The following is a 17,181-nucleotide window of genomic DNA, read 5'->3' as shown; positions in this document are numbered from 1 at the left end:
CGTTCGCGCGGGAAATCCATGCAGGTTTTACGGTTTACTCCGCCGCTGCACGCCCCTGCGGCGCACACAGAACCGCCAGCAGTTCTTCCCGCCGTTTTGCCACCTTGCCCGCGTTGACCAGTTTCACCGGCCCAAACCCGCGAATATCCAGCGGCAAGCTGGCCAGCGCGACGGCCGCCTCAAGGCTATCAGGTCGCAGAACCCCGCGCACTTCAATCATGTCGGCTTCGTATTCCACAATCAACGCACGTTCCATTCTACGCTCATCCGTACGGCCAAAAATATCCCAACGCGTACCGCGCAACCCCTTCAGCCGTGCCAGCAGCGGGAACAGTTTTGCCGTGAACGCTGGCATCGCGATCTTCTTTGGTCGCCCGTTTGATCCTGTCCGGCTTAACAACGGCGGCGCAAGATGATGGGTCAACTTCAGCACGCCATCAAATTCAGCTTCGGCCTGTTTTCGGGTGTCAATCAACAGCCGCGCAACTTCGTATTCGTCCTTGTAAGACAACAGCTTATGATATCCCAGCGCAACCGCTTCGCGCAGATCACCGTCGAACGTATCAACGAAATCTGTGTAACGTTTAGCGTAGGCCGCGTTTTGGTATTTCGTCAGATAGGCGGCACGAAACGCAATCTTTTCGTCTAGCAATTTCGGTTTATCAACGACCGTCGGGTTCAAAATCTTTGCAGATTCGCCAGCATGCAATACCGCCCAGCGACCATATTCAAACGCCTGCAAATTGCGCGGCACGGCAGTCCCGTTCAATTCAATTGCCTGGCGTATCGCAGCACCCGAAATCGGGATCGCGCCCATCTGCCACGTCGCCCCAAACACCATCATGTTGGAATAAATTGCGTCCCCCAGCAGCGCTTTGGCCAACGCATGCGCATCAAACAACGATAAGCGATCTTTCAGCCGTACTTGCAACGCCAGCGTCAGGCGATCTGTGGGTAATTTGAAATCAACATCACGGGTGAAATCGCCAGTCATGACTTCGTGCGAATTAACCACGCCACGCGTGCGCCCTGTGGACATCAGCCCCAACGTTTTGGCTCCTGCCGACACCACCAAATCGCCACCAATCAGCGCATCACATTCCCCAGTCGACACACGAATCGCATTAATGTCGCTCGCTTTTTCGGCCAATCTGCAATGGATATGCACTGCACCACCTTTTTGGGCCAGCCCCGCCATTTCCATCATGCCTGCGGCTTTCCCATCCACGTGCGCAGCCATTGCTAGCACCGCGCCGATTGTGACGACGCCCGTGCCGCCAACGCCAGTGATAACAACATTATGGGTGCCGTTGATGTGCGGCAAAACCGGATCGGGCATGTCAGGCAAGTCCAACGATGTGGTCGCCGACTTTTTCAACTGTGCGCCTTGAACCGTTACAAATGACGGGCAGAACCCGTTGACACAGGAATAATCCTTGTTGCAAGACGATTGATCAATCGCCCGTTTTCGGCCCAATTCCGTTTCAGCAGGAACAATGGATACGCAGTTGGATTGCACCCCACAATCACCGCAGCCTTCACAGACATCGGTGTTGATGAACACGCGTTTGTCGGGGTCAGGGAATAGCCCACGCTTGCGGCGGCGGCGCTTTTCAGCGGCACAAGTCTGCACATAAACAAGAACAGATACGCCTTTGACTTTGCTCATTTCTTTCTGAACGGCGTCCAGATCATCGCGCGTCGAAATCGCAACACCAGACGGGATTGTCGAAAGGTCCAGCCCCTCTTTCGGATCATGTACCAGTGCGACTGTTTTCACACCCATCGCCAGCACCTCTCGGCAAATCTGATCGGCAGTAAGCCCGCCATCATTGCCCTGCCCGCCGGTCATCGCCACCGCGTCATTGTACAGGATTTTATAGGTCATGTTCGTCCCGGCCATCAGCGCAAACCGGATCGCCTGAACACCGGAATGATTGTACGTTCCATCCCCAAGGTTCTGGAACACGTGGTCGCGTTTGGAAAACGGCGCCTCACCAACCCAATTGGCGCCTTCACCGCCCATCTGCGTAAACCCAACTGTATCGCGGTCCATCCACTGCACCATGTAATGACAGCCGATGCCTGCGTAAGCGCGGTCGCCTTCTGGTACGCGGGTCGATGAATTATGCGGGCAACCGGAACAGAAATACGGCAATCGGGCCGCAATTTCTTCCGCATTATCCGCGCGTTTCGCTTCGGCAAGCTTCGCCAACCCGCCCTCAATTGCGTCAGTGCGCCGACCCTCTTCGATCAGCACGCCCCCAATTTTCTCAGCGATCCAAACTGGGTCCAGCGCATAGCGTGTTGGAAAAAACTCCTCTCGGCGGCCGTTTTCCCAGCTGTCACCCTTGTGCCAGCCATAAACCCGCCGCCCTTCGCGATCGTCAAAGATCGCTTCCTTAATTTGCACTTCGATCAGCTTACGCTTTTCTTCGACCACGACGATCAAATCCAGCCCCGCTGCCCATTCGTGGAAACTGTCCATGTCCAGCGGCCAAACCTGCCCGACCTTATAGGTCGTAAGCCCCAGCTTTGCGGCCTCATCAGCATCAATCCCCAGCAGCGAAAACGCGTGCGACAGATCGAGCCAGTTTTTACCCGCAGCCACAAATCCGACTTTCGCACCAGCGCGCGGCCACACGACTTTATCAATCCGGTTGGCCCGCGCAAACGCCTCAGCTGCGAACCGTTTGTGGTCAATCATCCGCGCCTCTTGCGCGACGGGCGTGTCGATCAGACGAATGTTAAGCCCGCCGTCGGGCATCGGGAAGTCCGGCGTCACAAAGTCTTGCACAAACGGATCACCGTCCACAACGCTGGTGACTTCAATCGTGTCCTTCATGGTTTTCAAACCGACCCAGACACCGGCAAAGCGTGACAACGCCCAGGCATACTGACCCATATCAAGGATTTCTTGCACGCCAGCGGGCGACACAATCGGCATGTAGGCATCCACCATCGCCCAATCGGACTGGTGTAGCGTCGTGGAACTTTCCCCAGTGTGATCATCGCCCATCGCCATGATGACACCGCCATTGGTCGATGATCCTGCCATATTTGCATGGCGCATGACGTCGCCGGACCGATCCACGCCGGGTCCTTTGCCGTACCACAGCCCGAATACGCCTTCATGGGTCCCCTCGCCGCGCAATTCCGCCTGTTGACTGCCCCACAGCGCAGTTGCTGCCAGATCCTCGTTCAGCCCGCGCTGAAACGTCACATCCGCCTTCGTCAGCACCTTTTGCGCGCGTTCCATCTGCATATCGACCGCACCCAGCGGCGATCCGCGGTACCCAGTCACATATCCGGCGGTGTTCAGCCCAGCCGCCATGTCGCGCGCTTTTTGCATGAGCATCAGCCGCACCAACGCCTGCGTGCCGTTCAGCAACACGTGTTTTTTGGTCAAATCATAGCGGTCATTCAGCGTGACGTCCTGACGGGTCATAAAGCACCTCCCTGCTTGATGTCGTAACTCTCATGACTATCTTAGGTCACAAAGCCTGACCTACCAAACGTATTTCACCTGACATCACGGAATGAAACAGTCATAAAGGCATCGTAATAAGTGCCAAAATGTGAGCGGTAACAGATGCAACAAGGATATCCGATGGACTGGGACAAATTACGAATCTTTCACGCTGTTGCTGACGCAGGGTCGCTGACCCATGCGGGCGACACGCTGCATTTGTCGCAATCGGCGGTGTCACGCCAAATTCGCGCGCTCGAAGAATCACTGTCGACGATCCTGTTTCACCGTCACGCCCGTGGTTTGATTCTGACCGAACAGGGCGAACTGCTGTTTGATGCAACCAAATCCATGTCGCGCCGCCTCGATGCTGCCAGTGCACGAATTAAAGATTCCGCGGAAGAAGTCTTTGGCGAATTGAAAGTCACCACCACCACGGGCTTTGGCACCCTCTGGCTCGCGCCGCGCTTACCTGCGTTGTACGAAAAATACCCCGACCTGAACATCGACCTGATGCTGGAAGAACGCGTGCTGGACCTGCCGATGCGCGAAGCCGACGTCGCAATTCGAATGAAAGAGCCCTCACAGGCCGATTTGATCCGCAAAAAACTGATGACCGTGCGGATGCGGCTTTATGCGTCCCAAACCTACCTCGACAAGGTGGGTGGATTCGCTGAAATCGAAGATATCGGCCGTCATAGGCTCATCTGTCAAAGCCCCAACGCGTTTCAGGTGGCGGCGGGGGCAACGCTTGTGGGTCATCTTCTTAGCTATGACAAACCCAATCTTTTGAATGTGAATAACTATTTCGGCGTACTTCAGGCGGTGCTGTCTGATCTCGGGATTGGCGTTCTGCCCGATTATGTCACCGAAGATTTCCCCGACCTTGTGCGGGTTCTTCCTGAGGTCGAAAGTGGAGAAGTCCCTGTTTTCCTTGCCTATCCCGAAGAACTGCGCCAATCCAAACGTATCATGGCCTTCCGTGATTTTGTTCAGGATGAAATTATCGCCCACCGCCGCCGCATTCGCGATGGCGCAAATGTGGTCGTGTAGGGACGCCTCAAGACATCGTTGACCGTGGCGTTTGGGCTGTGGCCCATGCGCCACACGCATAGCGGGTATGCGTAAAACCAGGCCGTAAATACTTGCTCGTTTCACCGCTGCCTTTTAAAAAGTCTTCATAGAGTGGCCGTGCCGCTTTATATCTCCCTGTTGGACTTCGCCGGGCCTTGTGCCCGGCATTTCTTTGTCTAGGCCCCTGCGTCTTGGCCGCACTCCAACCACTCCCCTTTATACGACGTCAAATTGGGCAAGGGACGTTGAGACGGACTTTCCCAAAACCCATTATGCCAACTCAGGGTTTGTGATAGCGGAAAACGGGCCCAATTTTTGCCATTACAAAAAAAGGAGCGTTTTTGGAACGGACCAGAATGTCTGCTGTCCGGAGGCTGTGTGGAAGCTCGGTTGATGGTGGTACACCGGAGCGCTTTTGGCGTTCAGCTGTATTACGGGTCGGGATCGTCTTTTCAGCTCCCATGTTGGATTATGGAGGCGGGTCAGGGCCATTCTAGGCACATCCCGACGTTTCCGGGCTAAATTGAAGCCGACTGCGGCCTTTTACGCCTTCATGGCCGCAATCATCGCTGGAATGCCCATTATGTTCATGATGCGGGTCATATTGTAGGCCAGCACGTGCAGCGCCATCCCCGTCGCCACCTTCTTGAGGGTCCGCATCTTGAAATGCATCGCTCCAATCCAAGATTTGATCGTGCCGTAGGGATGCTCGACGGTCATGCTACGGACAGCCAGTTGCGCTGGATCTGCGTCTGACCGGTCTTGGACCCTCGCCAGTACATCTTCGAGCTCCCAACGGCGGACACGCCGCTCTTTGCCTGTTGTGCATTTGGCTTTGAGGACGCAATCAGCGCATGCTCCTGACTTGGATGATTTGATCGCTTTGCCGTCTTGCTGACCGGTAAATCTGTATGTCAGATGTTCCCCTGCAGGACACACATACACGTCCAGATCGCGGTCATATGCAAAGTCAGCTTTATCAAATTGACCGCGCGCTGCAGCATTTGGGGTCATCGGCTTCGGGACAACGACCGAGATGCCGGCCGCTTCACTGGCAACAATTTCCTCGCCCTTGTAATAACCCTTATCCACTGCCCGGCAGTGCATGTTTACATGCATGAGAGGGGGCGATTGCTATGAGCGTCCGTCGTCATGGCATCGCGCGCTGCAACAGCCATCATCGACAAAGCGTCGCGATCAAAGCCAAGCATGGTGACGTCGTGCGCAACGATCAGGTGGTTATCAGCCTCGACAGCCGTTTGAACATTGTAGCCTACAATACGTGGCATGCGCGCCGTTGTTGTCATTGATCTGGCATCTGGGTCGCTGAATGAGACCTGTGTTTCGCCCGTCTTGTCCATCTGCTGTTCAATTGATCTGTAGCGCACGGCTTCCTTTTGCTGGTGTTCCTGCTTCCTCAGGGTGCGTTCCATGCGGGCTTCCGGCAGCCATTGTGCCAGTTTGCTCGAACACCTCATCGGCGCGATCCAATTCACCCAAGTATCGCTCAATGGTTTTGTCGATCTCACCCAACTTCTGGCGCAGCTTGCCGCGCGTATAATTCTTGGCCTTGGAATTTACCGCCTTGAACCGACTGCCATCGATGGCGACCACGCCCCCATCAAGCAGATCCATATTGCGGCACAAAGCCACGAACTGCTGACACACCTTGCGGATCACAGGACCGTTATCTTTGCGGAAGTCGGCAATCGTCTTGAAGTCCGGCTTCAGCCGGCCCGTCAGCCAAATGAGCTCTAGATTGCGACCGCACTCTCGTTCCAAACGACGCGATGACTGCACTTGATTGAGATATCCGGAGAGATAAATTCGCAGCATCAGCCCCGGATGGTAGCCGGGCCAACCAGTGGCGGCAGGCTGTGCGTTGAAGCCAAGCACCGCTAAATCCAGCATGTCGGCAAAAGCATCAATGGCACGGACGGGACTGTTCTCATCAACATAATCGTCGAGATGTTCGGGCAGCAAGATCGTCTGCTGACGGTCTAAACCTTCGATGAACTGAACCGGCCCGGCTTTACCGGAGGGCAAAACTCTCGGAGAATTGCCCGTTATGGAACAGACACAAAAGAAGAAGACCTCGAAGCCGTATTCACCTGAGTTCCGCGAGCGTACGGTTCGGCTGCTTATGGAACACCGCGATGAATATCAGAGCGAAGCTGCGGCGCTGACGGCGATCGCGGGTAAATTGGGTTGTTCACCGGACAGCCTTCGCGTTTGGGCCCGTCAGGTCCAGCGCGATGGCGGCGAACGGCCAGAGCCTACCAGCGCTGAGAAGGCGCGGATCAAGGAACTTGAGCGTGAGAACCGCGAACTGCGTCAAGCCAATGAGATTTTGCGTAAGGCGTCGGCGTATTTTGCACAGGCGGAGCTCGACCGCCCGTTTCGCAAATGATGGATTTCATTGCGGAAAGCCGAGAGACACTTGGGGTCGAGCCAATCTGCAGGGCGCTGCAGTTTGCCCCTTCCACTTATTATGACCGGCGCGCCATCGCGCGTGATCCTGAGCGGGCGTCAGCTCGTGCCAAGTCTGATGCCGCTCTGAGCGTCAAGATCGACGGGGCTTGGGCGGACAACTGCAAACTCTACGGGGCCCGAAAGATTTGGCATGTTCTGCGACGGGAGGGTGAGGATGTTGCCCGCTGCACTGTGGAGCGGTTGATGCGCGCCTTGGGCATCAAAGGCGTCGTTCGTGGCAAGAAGGTCATTACCACGAACCCGGACACGTCTTTGCCATGCCCCCCCCTCTCGGCAGATTTGCTTTGCAAATCGCCTGCCAGGCAATGGACGACAAGGTGAACCGCCTGTTCAAGGCGGATCGGCCAAACAAGCTGTGGGTTTCAGACTTCACTTACGTGCCCACATGGTCAGGGACAGTCTACGTCGCGTTCGTGATTGATGTCTTTGCAAGGCGGATCGTAGGCTGGCGCACATCGACATCAATGAAGACCCAATTCGTGCTCGACGCGTTGGAGCAAGCAATCTGGCAAAGAAAAACACCAGATAACAAGGCTTTGGTCCACCACTCGGACCGCGGATCACAATACCTGTCGATCAAGTATACCGAGCGCCTGGCCGAGGCCGAAATCGATCTCTCGGTCGGAACCGTCGGTGATGCCTACGACAATGCGCTGGCCGAGTGCGTCATCGGCCTCTTCAAAACCGAAGTCATCAACCAAATCGGTCCATGGAAATCGATGCGTGAGGTTGAGTGGGAAACGCTGAAATGGGTCGATTGGTATAACAACCGCCGCCTGCTCGGCCCCATCGGATACATCACACCCGCAGAAGCAGAGGAGGCGTTCTATGCAAACCTGAACAAACTCGATATGGTCGCCTAGTCATTGAATGAATCACCCTCCGGTAAAGCCGGGGCGGTTCAGAACAGCGTCATGAGCAACCTCCGTATCGAGTACAGAAACTATACCATAATTGGGGAAAAGCAGGGGAGTTTTCACACAGCCTCCGGACTTTGCTGAACTTGTCCTCATCCACTCTCGTCATGCGGTCAACGCCATGTTCGTCTCAATACAATCTATACTTCAGCGTGTTCATGTCGGAGGTTGGTTGAGAGGCAACTGTCCAAAGCCAGCCTTCGCAAACGACCATCCGGCCCAAAGCCCCGACCACCACACCCTTAGACTCTAGCCGCAACAGGGCCATATACGTCCTATGAATCGCGCTCCTGCGTGTAATATCTGGCAACTCGCGCAGTATCTCGCGCGCTATTGCTGACGTGGTGCATGGTGGCAGCGCCAGCACGATCCGCTTGCACTTGCCATGCGATAACGGCCTGTCGTGCATCCGCTCTGGCGCGACAATGCCCCAGCGCACCACTGACTCCGCGACGAAATCCCTAGCACTTTTAGTGTGATACAGCGCTAACAAAGCGTTGTAGATGGTTTTATCCTGCATGCCCTATCATGAATTACATGGGTGGAAAGATTAGCTATATTGTTGCTGCCTTTGATACGTAACGGACGGAAATACCTGCGCCGTGGGGTCTACATCTTCCGATCAGGCGCCAAGTCCTGCGATTGACTGACACCCACCACAGGCAAAAATATATAAGAAAGAGGCGCCGAGCATCGCTGACGCATTCCGGCTTTTGGGACACAGAACTGACGCCTACCAAGTTTTTGCTTGGTAGGCGTTTGATTTTACAGATCATTTAGAGATAGGAGATACTAAGAGTTGCGGGAGAAGTGTCCCGCGACCACACATTGCAAAAAATGTCCAAAAGGTTTCCGTTTCATCCGAAACGACCAACATCTCTTTCGGCTTTGGAGGCCATCTTGACGAAACGACAGATAGGAAATCTGATGGTCAAGAGTGTGCCACAACTAAACTTGCGTGAAGTTTATCCCGCAGTGTCCGAAGAAATCAACCTCAATACTTGTGGTGATGTCGATTGCGACAACGACGGTGTTGCTCCGGATTTTTCGCTACCCACCTTCAAGGGCCGCAATGCTACTCAACGCAAACTTCTCGCATCAATAAAGCTGCCAGCCCTTGCGACCGGCAAAGGCATATACACGCTCGACGGTGATGATAAGGCGTCGAGGGTATCCCAGGTTTTCGAGTATCAGGGCGATCCGCACGCTTGGGATGACGGGAGAAATCTCATTTGCCATCATCAAAAGGGAAACCGAACCTGCGAGGTATCGTTTAATATTCTCTCGAATGAACATCTCCTCGACGAAATCGACAGGCTGATGACACAGAATGGACTACTTGAAGGGCCAGTCTGTGGGTGTTGTGGCGCTCGGTATCTGGATGCACCGGACGAGTTTATCTTCAATGGAACGCACGGCAAACTCGCGCCCGCGCGTAGAGGGAAGCGGCCGAAGCCTTCTGGATTCCGGATCATTCATAAACCCTGTAAAGGGCAGCCCGGTGCGCGTATCTCCGTTTCCCTGGACCATCAGGCACAAAAGAAGAAGAGCGATAATGGTGCGCCTGCTCAGGGAGTTGGTCAATGGCGCAAGTATCAACGACCTCCAACGCCTTTTGTCGGACCCCGATACGGGCAAGAAATGCGGTGTGAGCCGTATTTACAGTCGTATTTTCTTTTTGGAAAAGATCCTGCTCGCGTTTGAGCGCGCGAAACTGCAAGATTGGAAAGCTAAGGAAGACGCATCCGACCGGTTCAGCCATATGCGCATCGCGCACGATGATGTGGTCATTTCAGTAAACTGGGAAAGTCGGTTTGATCGCCGCCTGACGCCTCTTCACTGCTCGGTCAGCGCAGACATCCGCAGTGGATATGTCTTCCGGATTGATGCCAACTTCGACCCGCGTGTCGATCCTGCTGCTTTCTTCGAAGAGCACTACCTCGATGTTGCCGGCCAGCCCCGCAATATCCGTAAACAATACACCCAGAAGTCTGGCAAGGTCGTGAGCGCCCCATTGCTTCACTTCCAAAGGCCGAGCGGTAGGTTTGATGAGGCCGCGTTCTTTGCCAGCGCCGAGAGTAGCTGGCGGGTTTTTGAGGAAAAGTTGAAGAAGGCCTATGAGGAAGACATTTCTTGCGGCATTGATCTGCCCGATGATGTTCAGCAAGGTCTTTGGGAATCAGGTGCGCGACGCCGGGTTCTCAATGAGATCCGCAACGGATACTTCGGCCTTGTAGATACCAACCGCGATCACCGCGGCAGTTTCAAGGGGGTAGTCGTTAAACAGACCTATACAAAGGCTGCGCACCTTGCGTGCCTGCGAAAGATGCTGCCAGATGGCAAGATTACCCTGGTTGGCGAACAAGAAGCTGCGATGGTGCGAGTTGTCCCTCACATTTTCCGAGACTTGATTAGGGAGGACAAGTTCGAATGGTTTGTGATGTCCTTCGACAAGGAAGCTTCTACGCCAACGAACCAAAGCCGTATCAAAAAATTCGAAAAGGCGTTCGAGGAGTTTGGTGAGATTCAGACGCGGATTGTAGGCGAAGAGCTTCCGAGATGGGAGCTATTGAGACGGTTCTGCGCAGCAGGGCTAATGCCAGCAGTGAAGACTGATAGCCAGGACGCGGTGCATCCTTTTCCGATCGCCAACTTTCAATCTGCCCAGTTCCCACAGTTCTGGGCCAGCTCGCCTGTCCAGCATTACGGTGAGACCGAAAAGACGGTGGGCTTTCCAGTGCTCCGGTCAAAATAGCGAAAGCGTTTGAAGTCGGTAGGCTTCGATCAAAAGATAGCTGATGACGATCTAAGGGAGGCGCTCGCTCGTCGTGTGTTGAACACCACAATCCAGCCTGTATGAACCGCTTTTATGAACTCTGTGCGGAGCCGGATCAGTCCAACCGCGCGGGCAGGTGGGCGCGGCAGTCGAAACGGTCCCAGCTACATAAACGGCGCAGTATTTAATCCTGCTAGCTTGGTCGCCCTGCTCAATATCTATCGCGTGTATTACAACTGGTTCGAGACACGGCAGTATGTAGCGTCTGGGTCGTCGGGGCAGGGCACAACCGAGGTGGCCCAAGGTGTCTCTACAGTGCGGGTTCCTGGATCGTCCAAATCCCTGAAAGTCCCGAAGCGGCGAACCGCCGCGCCGGTAATGCGGACCCCGGCGATGCGGCTGGGTGCCGACAATCCAAAGAACAAGGCACCTGATCCACGCAGGATCTTTTATCGACCTTGGTTGTTCCACGGCACACCGCTTTGGAGAAAGTTCGAGACACGGTAATGGCTTTCTCAATCAAGAGGCCCCCGCGAAATAAATCGCGAAAGCCTCTATGTGTCCCAAAAGCCGGAATGCGTCAGGTCAAGGCCGCGCCTCTCAATTTAACAACCCAAATAGGGCGAGTTAGCTGCGGGCCTTACCGACAAGCTTCCAGATCGCTGGGACAAGTAATGCCGCCAACGCCAACTTCAGAAAATCACCAACGATGAACGGCGTGAAGCCCCACTCAAGGATCGGCTTGTCCCAACCATAAAGCGATCCCAGCCACAACAAACCTGGAATGTAGATCAACGCATTACCGACCAACATCGCCAACGCCATGGTTCCGATGGACCGGTCCCAGCCTTTGCGAGCAGCAAATCCAAGCGCCAATGTCGCCAACACATAGCCAACCAAATAGCCGCCCGTGCCGCCCATCATATATTCTATGCCAAACGCTTCGGCGGAAGACCCTGCAAAGACATCAAAGCCAGCGACACCAATAATCATATAGCCAAGGATCGTAGCCATGCCCAGACGCGGGCCATAGGCAGCACCGACAGTCAGCACTGCAAACGTACCCATAGTGATCGGTACAGGGATCATTGGGATTGAAATCTTCGCGGCCACCGCAAGCAAAAAGATGCCAAGCAGCACCATTACAACCTGTTTGATCCGAAGCGCTACGCCCTCGGTTGGGCCAAAAACTTCGGCCAATGCGGGGTTATTCATCGTCATCGCCATTGTATCAGGCTCCTGTGATTGTCTCATTTACACAAGTGATGCCCCAGCACATCTCTTTCTGCAAGTGCGAAGCACGATCTGGTCAGGTGGTTGGCGCATAGGTTGTGACCGACCGGTAATCCTTACGCGGCCCGCTCACTTCCCACGTAACGTTCCAACGCGGCCAGTCTGACAGATCATAGCCACCTCGGTACATGTCCGCCCCGCATAGATGCGCACTCGCCAAGCCGCCTAGGGTTGGATCAAAATCATGAAAGTCACGACCATCGGCAAAGCGAACCCAAATCCGCCCCGCGTTTTCGTGCCATAAATAACTGCGCTCTGCCTCAAATCGTTGATCGTTCAGGATCAATGCGCCAATTTCGCGGTACGCCGCGCCATGCGGCAACGCTGACAACACCGCCCGCCCTTCAAAACGCGAATGCGCACCCACTTTGCGGTCGTCAATGTCGCGCGAGACGTCATATGAACCGATAAATGCGAATAACCGACCCATTCTGATCGCCCTTCTCTTGTGACCCGTGCTGCACCCTACTATGACGCCCTCATCCGCTTTTGCACCTCACAAAAAGGCCAAAACCTATGATCCCGCGCTATTCACGCCCCACCATGACCGACATTTGGGAACCCGCCACCAAGTTCCGCATCTGGTATGAGATCGAAGCCCATGCCTGCGACGCCATGGCCGACATCGGCGTCATTCCACGCGAAAACGCGAATGCCGTGTGGAAAGCCAAAGACGTGGAATTCGACGTGACGCGGATTGACGAAATCGAAGCCGTGACAAAACACGACGTCATCGCGTTCCTGACCCATCTGGCCGAACACGTCGGCAGCGACGAGGCCCGCTTCGTGCATCAAGGTATGACGTCTTCGGATGTGCTGGACACCTGTTTCAATGTGCAGCTTGTGCGCGCCGCCGACATTCTGATTGCCGACATCGAAGCGTTGCTGGCAGCGCTGAAACGCCGTGCGATGGAACACAAGATGACCATTCGCGTCGGACGTAGCCACGGCATTCACGCAGAACCCACAACCATGGGCCTGACATTCGCACGTTTTTACGCCGAAATGGATCGCAACCTTGTGCGGATGAAAACTGCCCGCACAGAGGTTTCGACAGGAGCAGTGTCCGGCGCGGTCGGAACCTTCGCCAATATCGACCCTCGCGTCGAAGAACATGTCTGCGCGCAGTTGGGCCTAACACCTGAACCGATCAGCACACAAGTCATCCCGCGAGACCGTCACGCGATGTTCTTTGCCACACTTGGCGTGATTGCCAGTTCAATCGAAAACGTCGCCACAGAAATCCGCCACATGCAGCGTACCGAAGTGTTGGAAGGCGCAGAATTCTTTTCAGCCGGGCAAAAGGGCAGTTCGGCAATGCCGCACAAAAAGAACCCTGTGTTGACGGAAAACCTGACAGGTCTGGCGCGTCTTGTGCGCATGACCGTGATCCCTGCAATGGAAAACGTCGCGCTCTGGCACGAACGTGATATCAGCCATTCATCGGTGGAACGCGGCATTGGGCCAGACGCAACCGTAACGCTGGACTTCGCGCTCAACCGTCTGACGGGTGTTGTCGATAAAATGCTGATCTTCCCCGGAAATATGCTCGAAAATATGAACAAATTCCCCGGTCTGGTGATGTCACAACGCGTGCTTTTGGCCCTGACACAAGCAGGCACATCACGCGAAGACGCTTATGCAATGGTGCAACGCAACGCTTTGAAAGTTTGGGAAGAACGCACAGATTTTCGCGAAGAATTGCTGGCCGACGAACAGGTCGTCGCAGCACTTGGTGTAGATGCTATTAACGAGAACTTTAACCTTGATTATCATACCAAACACGTCGACACGATTTTCGCCCGCGTTTTTGGCGCGATGACCTAAATCAAATAACAACCACCATGGGCCCCCCCCCAGAGGCCCATGGAATGGCACCGGTTTTTAAGCTGCGCTCATTTGCAGGACATTATCGGCGACTTGTTTGTGACGCGCAGGAATTCCGATCACCGCATACTTGTGGCCGTCATCGCCATTCTCATACGGTTGGCCCAGAAATTCGGCGCCGTAGCCTAACCGCTTCAGCGCCCGCAATACCCACAGGTTTGACAGCGACATCATCCGCTCCGCACCTTCCGCGGTGGCCATATCAATGAGCCCCCCTACGATCATATCCAAACATTGCAACCGTGCCCGCATGGAATTAATTTCGGGCGCCATCACAAGACGGGTACATTCCCAAACCTTGGGGCTGTCGACAATTTCACTCAGCAGATTATTTGGGATCGTGCCCAACTTACCTGTCATCGCGTCTTTCAGCATGTAGGTATGATCGCCCCACTTTGCCGTCGTGGACATGGCACGCGCGCCCGCCACGACCCGACCGTCATCATCCAGCACGAGCGAATACCGCGCCATCGGATTATCATACTGATCCATCTCAACATCCGCATTATGCGGTATTTGCCAGTGTAATTCATCGACGAAGAACCGCTTACGCAGGCTTAAATAGTCAAAAAATGCCGGACCGTACAGGTGCACGTTAGACAATTCAAAGGTGATATTTTTCATAGTTACTCTCCTTTTTGGAGAGTCCATTTAGCGCTGAGATCATTTGGTTGTTAACTACGAAACTGCTTTTGCTGAAATATATTTGTTATAGATTGACGAGCACACAGCTTTTAACCATTTATTAATGATTTCAAAAGGTTCAGATCAATCCAAATTCTCCAACCATTGCAGCGGCTTGTGCAGATGTTTGCGCGCCGAGCTTGTTTTTAGCGTTCTTCAGGCGCTGTTTGACTGCGCCTTCAGAGATGCCTAGTAAATGAGCGATTTGTTTCAACCGTAAACCTTCTCTTACCATTCTCAGCGCCTCAAGCTCAGCATTCGTAAGATTCGTTGGCGGCGCTTTGGCATGGTGGCGCTTCAAAACGTAGGCGTGCAGGGCGTCGATTTCAGCCTGTTCAAACTCACGATCCGACCGCGCGAACGTCCCGAACGATCGCTGGCCTTCGCGGTTGCCATCAAAACACGCAACAGCCACACCGTAGCGCAGCCCAAACGTCTGCGCCTGATGCAGAACGCGCATCGGATCGGGCAAATCAATCGCGCTCCAGGTGATGGCGCCCGTGTTGGCGTAGATCCAGCGTATGACCGGATCGTGCAACATGAACCGATGCGTTGTGTAGTGATCCACCCAAGGCGCGGGCAGTGCATTCACTTCTTCAAGCGGGAACGCAAAGCCAACACGCAAGGCGATATAATAGCCATTCCTGGCTATAATATCAACATCTTCGGGAGAGTTGAGTTCAATCAAGCCTCGCCCTTTCTATGGTAGAACTGAACGAATGACACTGTCATTGCGACCACCAATCACCTACATTAGCCATATTGCTTGTTCCTTCATATTAGCTGTTACGTTTTAGGACAAGCAACTACAAAGCGAGTTGGGGTGGCAGAATGGCCGATACCGGTAAAATTAAAGTATTGCTGGAAAGTGTTGAAAATCTGGCACCGTCAGGCTTCGCAATCGCATTCCACATCCGCCTCACATCCCCTGATTTTTTGTTCCAGACCTACCCGAAGGACTGGACCGATATTTACTCTGAAAAAGGCTACGTTATGCAGGATCCCACAGTGCGGTGGGGCTTCACAGAAACTGGATCGATTCGATGGTCCGGTTTGGCAGAAATGGATGATCAAAACATATTAGGGCAGTCTCTTGCGTATGGAATGGCCTTCGGTGTCACAATTTCAACGGATACCGGTGGCAGCCGCAGCTTGGCCAGTTTTTCACGCCCTGATCGTGAATATACTGACGAAGAGATCAAACAGTTATCGCAGTGCGTTCAGGCGCTTCACGACATGACGGCGTTGCAGGGTGGAACGTCCGAAGAATTGCGAACCCAACTGCATCAACTGTCGGTCAAGATGACCCATCCACCAACAACCTAGGCGCGAAAGACTGGGTGCGACGTCTAGATTTTAATGACTGGAAACCACCCCTTTCGATAGTTGCAGGCCACGCTGCCAACCCACCTTGTCCAAAATCAATAAGGGCCATAATTAGCCACCCAGCCGCCAGCTGGATTAAGTCCTTATTCACCTTGAACGGCTAAGGAACCGCATGCGCCTTTTTTTTTCAGGAGCACGCTTTTATGGCTGGCACCCCGACCTCATTGCCCAGAACTGATATTACGCGATCCCGTAAGGCGGCGATGGTGGTGCAACTTTTGTTGCGTAGCGGCGGTGATCTGCCACTGTCGCAATTGCCAGAAGCGGCGCAGGTACGTCTGACCCGCGAACTCGGCGCGCTCAACATCATCGACAAAGAGACATTGAACAGCGTTGTGCAGGAATTCGCCCGTGAACTTGCCGACGTCGCACTGACCGCACCCGGCAGTTTTGAGGCAGCGTTGAAATCCCTCGAAGGGCGTATTTCGGCAGGGACTGTGGCGCGTTTACGCGAAGAAGCCGCCGCGCAATCGGGCAGCGACCCTTGGACCATCGTGCTAAAACTGACACCCGAAGAAATGTTGCCCATCACCGACGCCGAAAGCGCAGAAGTCTGCGCCATTGTTCTCTCAAAACTCCCGACGAGCAAGGCCGCCAGCCTGTTGGGCCTAATGCCCGGCGATCGCGCCCGCCGGATCGCCTATGCCATGTCCAAGACGACAAACGTCAAATCTGACGCCATCGCGCGGATCGGCACAGGTTTGGCGCAGCAATACTGTGGCGCGTCCCTGCCCGCCTTTACCGACAGCGCAGAACATCGCATCGGTGCGATCCTCAATTCAACACCCGCCTCGACCCGAGATTCTGTCCTCGAAGGGCTGTTGTCACAAGACCCCACCTTTGGCGAAGGCGTGCGCAAAGCGATCTTCACCTTTGCGGACATCCCCGCGCGGCTCGCCACTCCAGAGGTGCCAAAGGTGTTGCGCAACATTGATCCTGCGGACCTTGTGTGCGCCTTGGCGTCTGCCACTGAAATGGGTGGTCTTTTGGCTACAGCAGCCGCACACCTGCTCGACAATATGTCGACACGCATGGCCGACAATCTACGCGAAGAGATGTCTGAAGCCAGTAAGATCAGACAATCCGACGCAGAAGCCGCGCAAACGGCCGTGGTCACAGCCATCCGCGCAGCGGCGGATGCCGGGACGATCACCCTCAATTTGGACAACGAAGACTAACGCACAGTTTGCAGGGTTCCCTGC

The 17,181-nt window shown here is 54.5% G+C and carries 13 protein-coding genes, 2 pseudogenes and 1 other annotated feature; of the genes and pseudogenes, 8 read left to right on the top strand and 7 right to left on the bottom strand.

Features of this window, described 5'->3' with window-relative positions; translation table 11 throughout:
* Window positions 1–34: 34 nt before the first annotated feature.
* Window positions 35–3,448, bottom strand: coding sequence for an indolepyruvate ferredoxin oxidoreductase family protein (locus tag OAN307_RS11115; RefSeq protein WP_015499843.1), 3,414 nt, complete (start codon window positions 3,446–3,448; stop codon window positions 35–37).
* A gap of 162 nt (window positions 3,449–3,610) precedes the next feature.
* Here OAN307_RS11115 and OAN307_RS11110 point away from each other — a divergent pair, with 162 nt between their 5' ends.
* Entirely contained in the window at window positions 3,611–4,522 is a 912-nt protein-coding gene (locus tag OAN307_RS11110; RefSeq protein ID WP_044044679.1) for a LysR family transcriptional regulator, read from the top strand.
* Window positions 4,523–5,086: 564 nt separating this feature from the next.
* On the opposite strand, the pseudogene OAN307_RS11105 reads toward OAN307_RS11110, so the two are convergent.
* Window positions 5,087–6,589: pseudogene (locus OAN307_RS11105) on the bottom strand (IS1182 family transposase).
* Between the two features lie 22 nt (window positions 6,590–6,611).
* On the opposite strand from OAN307_RS11105, the pseudogene OAN307_RS11095 reads away from it, so the two are divergent.
* A pseudogene (locus OAN307_RS11095) lies at window positions 6,612–7,899 on the top strand (IS3 family transposase).
* Window positions 6,908–7,024 (top strand) — a sequence feature (AL1L pseudoknot). It overlaps the preceding pseudogene by 117 nt.
* Window positions 7,900–8,083: 184 nt before the next feature.
* Here the strand turns inward: OAN307_RS11095 and OAN307_RS11090 are convergent.
* Window positions 8,084–8,473: a hypothetical protein gene (locus tag OAN307_RS11090; RefSeq protein WP_015499839.1), complete on the bottom strand. Its 390-nt coding sequence runs from the start codon at window positions 8,471–8,473 to the stop codon at window positions 8,084–8,086.
* 380 nt (window positions 8,474–8,853) lie between these two features.
* Between OAN307_RS11090 and OAN307_RS29970 the strand changes: the two genes are divergently transcribed.
* From OAN307_RS29970 to OAN307_RS28935, 3 genes are all read left to right on the top strand, one after another.
* Window positions 8,854–9,657: a hypothetical protein gene (locus tag OAN307_RS29970; RefSeq protein WP_245541031.1), complete on the top strand. Its 804-nt coding sequence runs from the start codon at window positions 8,854–8,856 to the stop codon at window positions 9,655–9,657.
* The gene (locus OAN307_RS28940; protein WP_245540939.1) at window positions 9,602–10,708 is read left to right on the top strand and encodes a hypothetical protein; all 1,107 of its coding nucleotides are present in this window, start codon (window positions 9,602–9,604) and stop codon (window positions 10,706–10,708) included. Before OAN307_RS29970 ends, OAN307_RS28940 begins: the two co-directional genes overlap by 56 nt.
* 114 nt (window positions 10,709–10,822) lie before the next feature.
* Window positions 10,823–11,236, top strand: coding sequence for a hypothetical protein (locus tag OAN307_RS28935; RefSeq protein WP_187292515.1), 414 nt, complete (start codon window positions 10,823–10,825; stop codon window positions 11,234–11,236).
* Between the two features lie 120 nt (window positions 11,237–11,356).
* Here the strand turns inward: OAN307_RS28935 and OAN307_RS11080 are convergent, their stop codons facing one another.
* Entirely contained in the window at window positions 11,357–11,956 is a 600-nt protein-coding gene (locus OAN307_RS11080) for a biotin transporter BioY (protein WP_015499838.1), read from the bottom strand.
* A gap of 82 nt (window positions 11,957–12,038) precedes the next feature.
* Window positions 12,039–12,452, bottom strand: a complete 414-nt coding sequence (locus tag OAN307_RS11075) for a DUF6314 family protein (RefSeq protein ID WP_015499837.1) — start codon at window positions 12,450–12,452, stop codon at window positions 12,039–12,041.
* An 86-nt stretch (window positions 12,453–12,538) separates the two neighbouring features.
* Here OAN307_RS11075 and purB point away from each other — a divergent pair, with 86 nt between their 5' ends.
* Window positions 12,539–13,849 carry an adenylosuccinate lyase gene (gene purB / locus OAN307_RS11070; RefSeq protein WP_015499836.1) on the top strand — a complete coding sequence of 437 codons (1,311 nt, stop codon included), beginning with the start codon at window positions 12,539–12,541 and terminating at the stop codon, window positions 13,847–13,849.
* Between the two features lie 57 nt (window positions 13,850–13,906).
* On the opposite strand, the gene OAN307_RS11065 is transcribed toward purB, so the two are convergent.
* Window positions 13,907–14,533 (bottom strand): acyl-homoserine-lactone synthase, encoded by a 627-nt coding sequence (locus OAN307_RS11065; RefSeq protein WP_015499835.1) that lies wholly within the window; start codon window positions 14,531–14,533, stop codon window positions 13,907–13,909.
* 139 nt (window positions 14,534–14,672) lie between these two features.
* Window positions 14,673–15,281, bottom strand: coding sequence for a helix-turn-helix transcriptional regulator (locus OAN307_RS11060; RefSeq protein ID WP_015499834.1), 609 nt, complete (start codon window positions 15,279–15,281; stop codon window positions 14,673–14,675).
* Between the two features lie 143 nt (window positions 15,282–15,424).
* Here OAN307_RS11060 and OAN307_RS11055 point away from each other — a divergent pair, with 143 nt between their 5' ends.
* Together OAN307_RS11055 and OAN307_RS11050 are read left to right on the top strand one after the other, a co-directional pair.
* A complete protein-coding gene (locus tag OAN307_RS11055; protein WP_051067993.1) occupies window positions 15,425–15,919 on the top strand; it encodes an autoinducer binding domain-containing protein in 495 nt (164 codons plus the stop codon).
* A gap of 203 nt (window positions 15,920–16,122) precedes the next feature.
* Window positions 16,123–17,157 carry a FliG C-terminal domain-containing protein gene (locus tag OAN307_RS11050; protein WP_015499833.1) on the top strand — a complete coding sequence of 345 codons (1,035 nt, stop codon included), beginning with the start codon at window positions 16,123–16,125 and terminating at the stop codon, window positions 17,155–17,157.
* Window positions 17,158–17,181 lie beyond the last annotated feature (24 nt).

Origin of the sequence: Octadecabacter antarcticus 307 (assembly GCF_000155675.2) — a bacterium.
GTDB classification, from domain to species: Bacteria; Pseudomonadota; Alphaproteobacteria; order Rhodobacterales; family Rhodobacteraceae; genus Octadecabacter; species Octadecabacter antarcticus.
The sequence above is the reverse complement of the archived record's forward strand: the minus strand, read 5'-3'. Positions and strand labels throughout refer to the sequence as shown.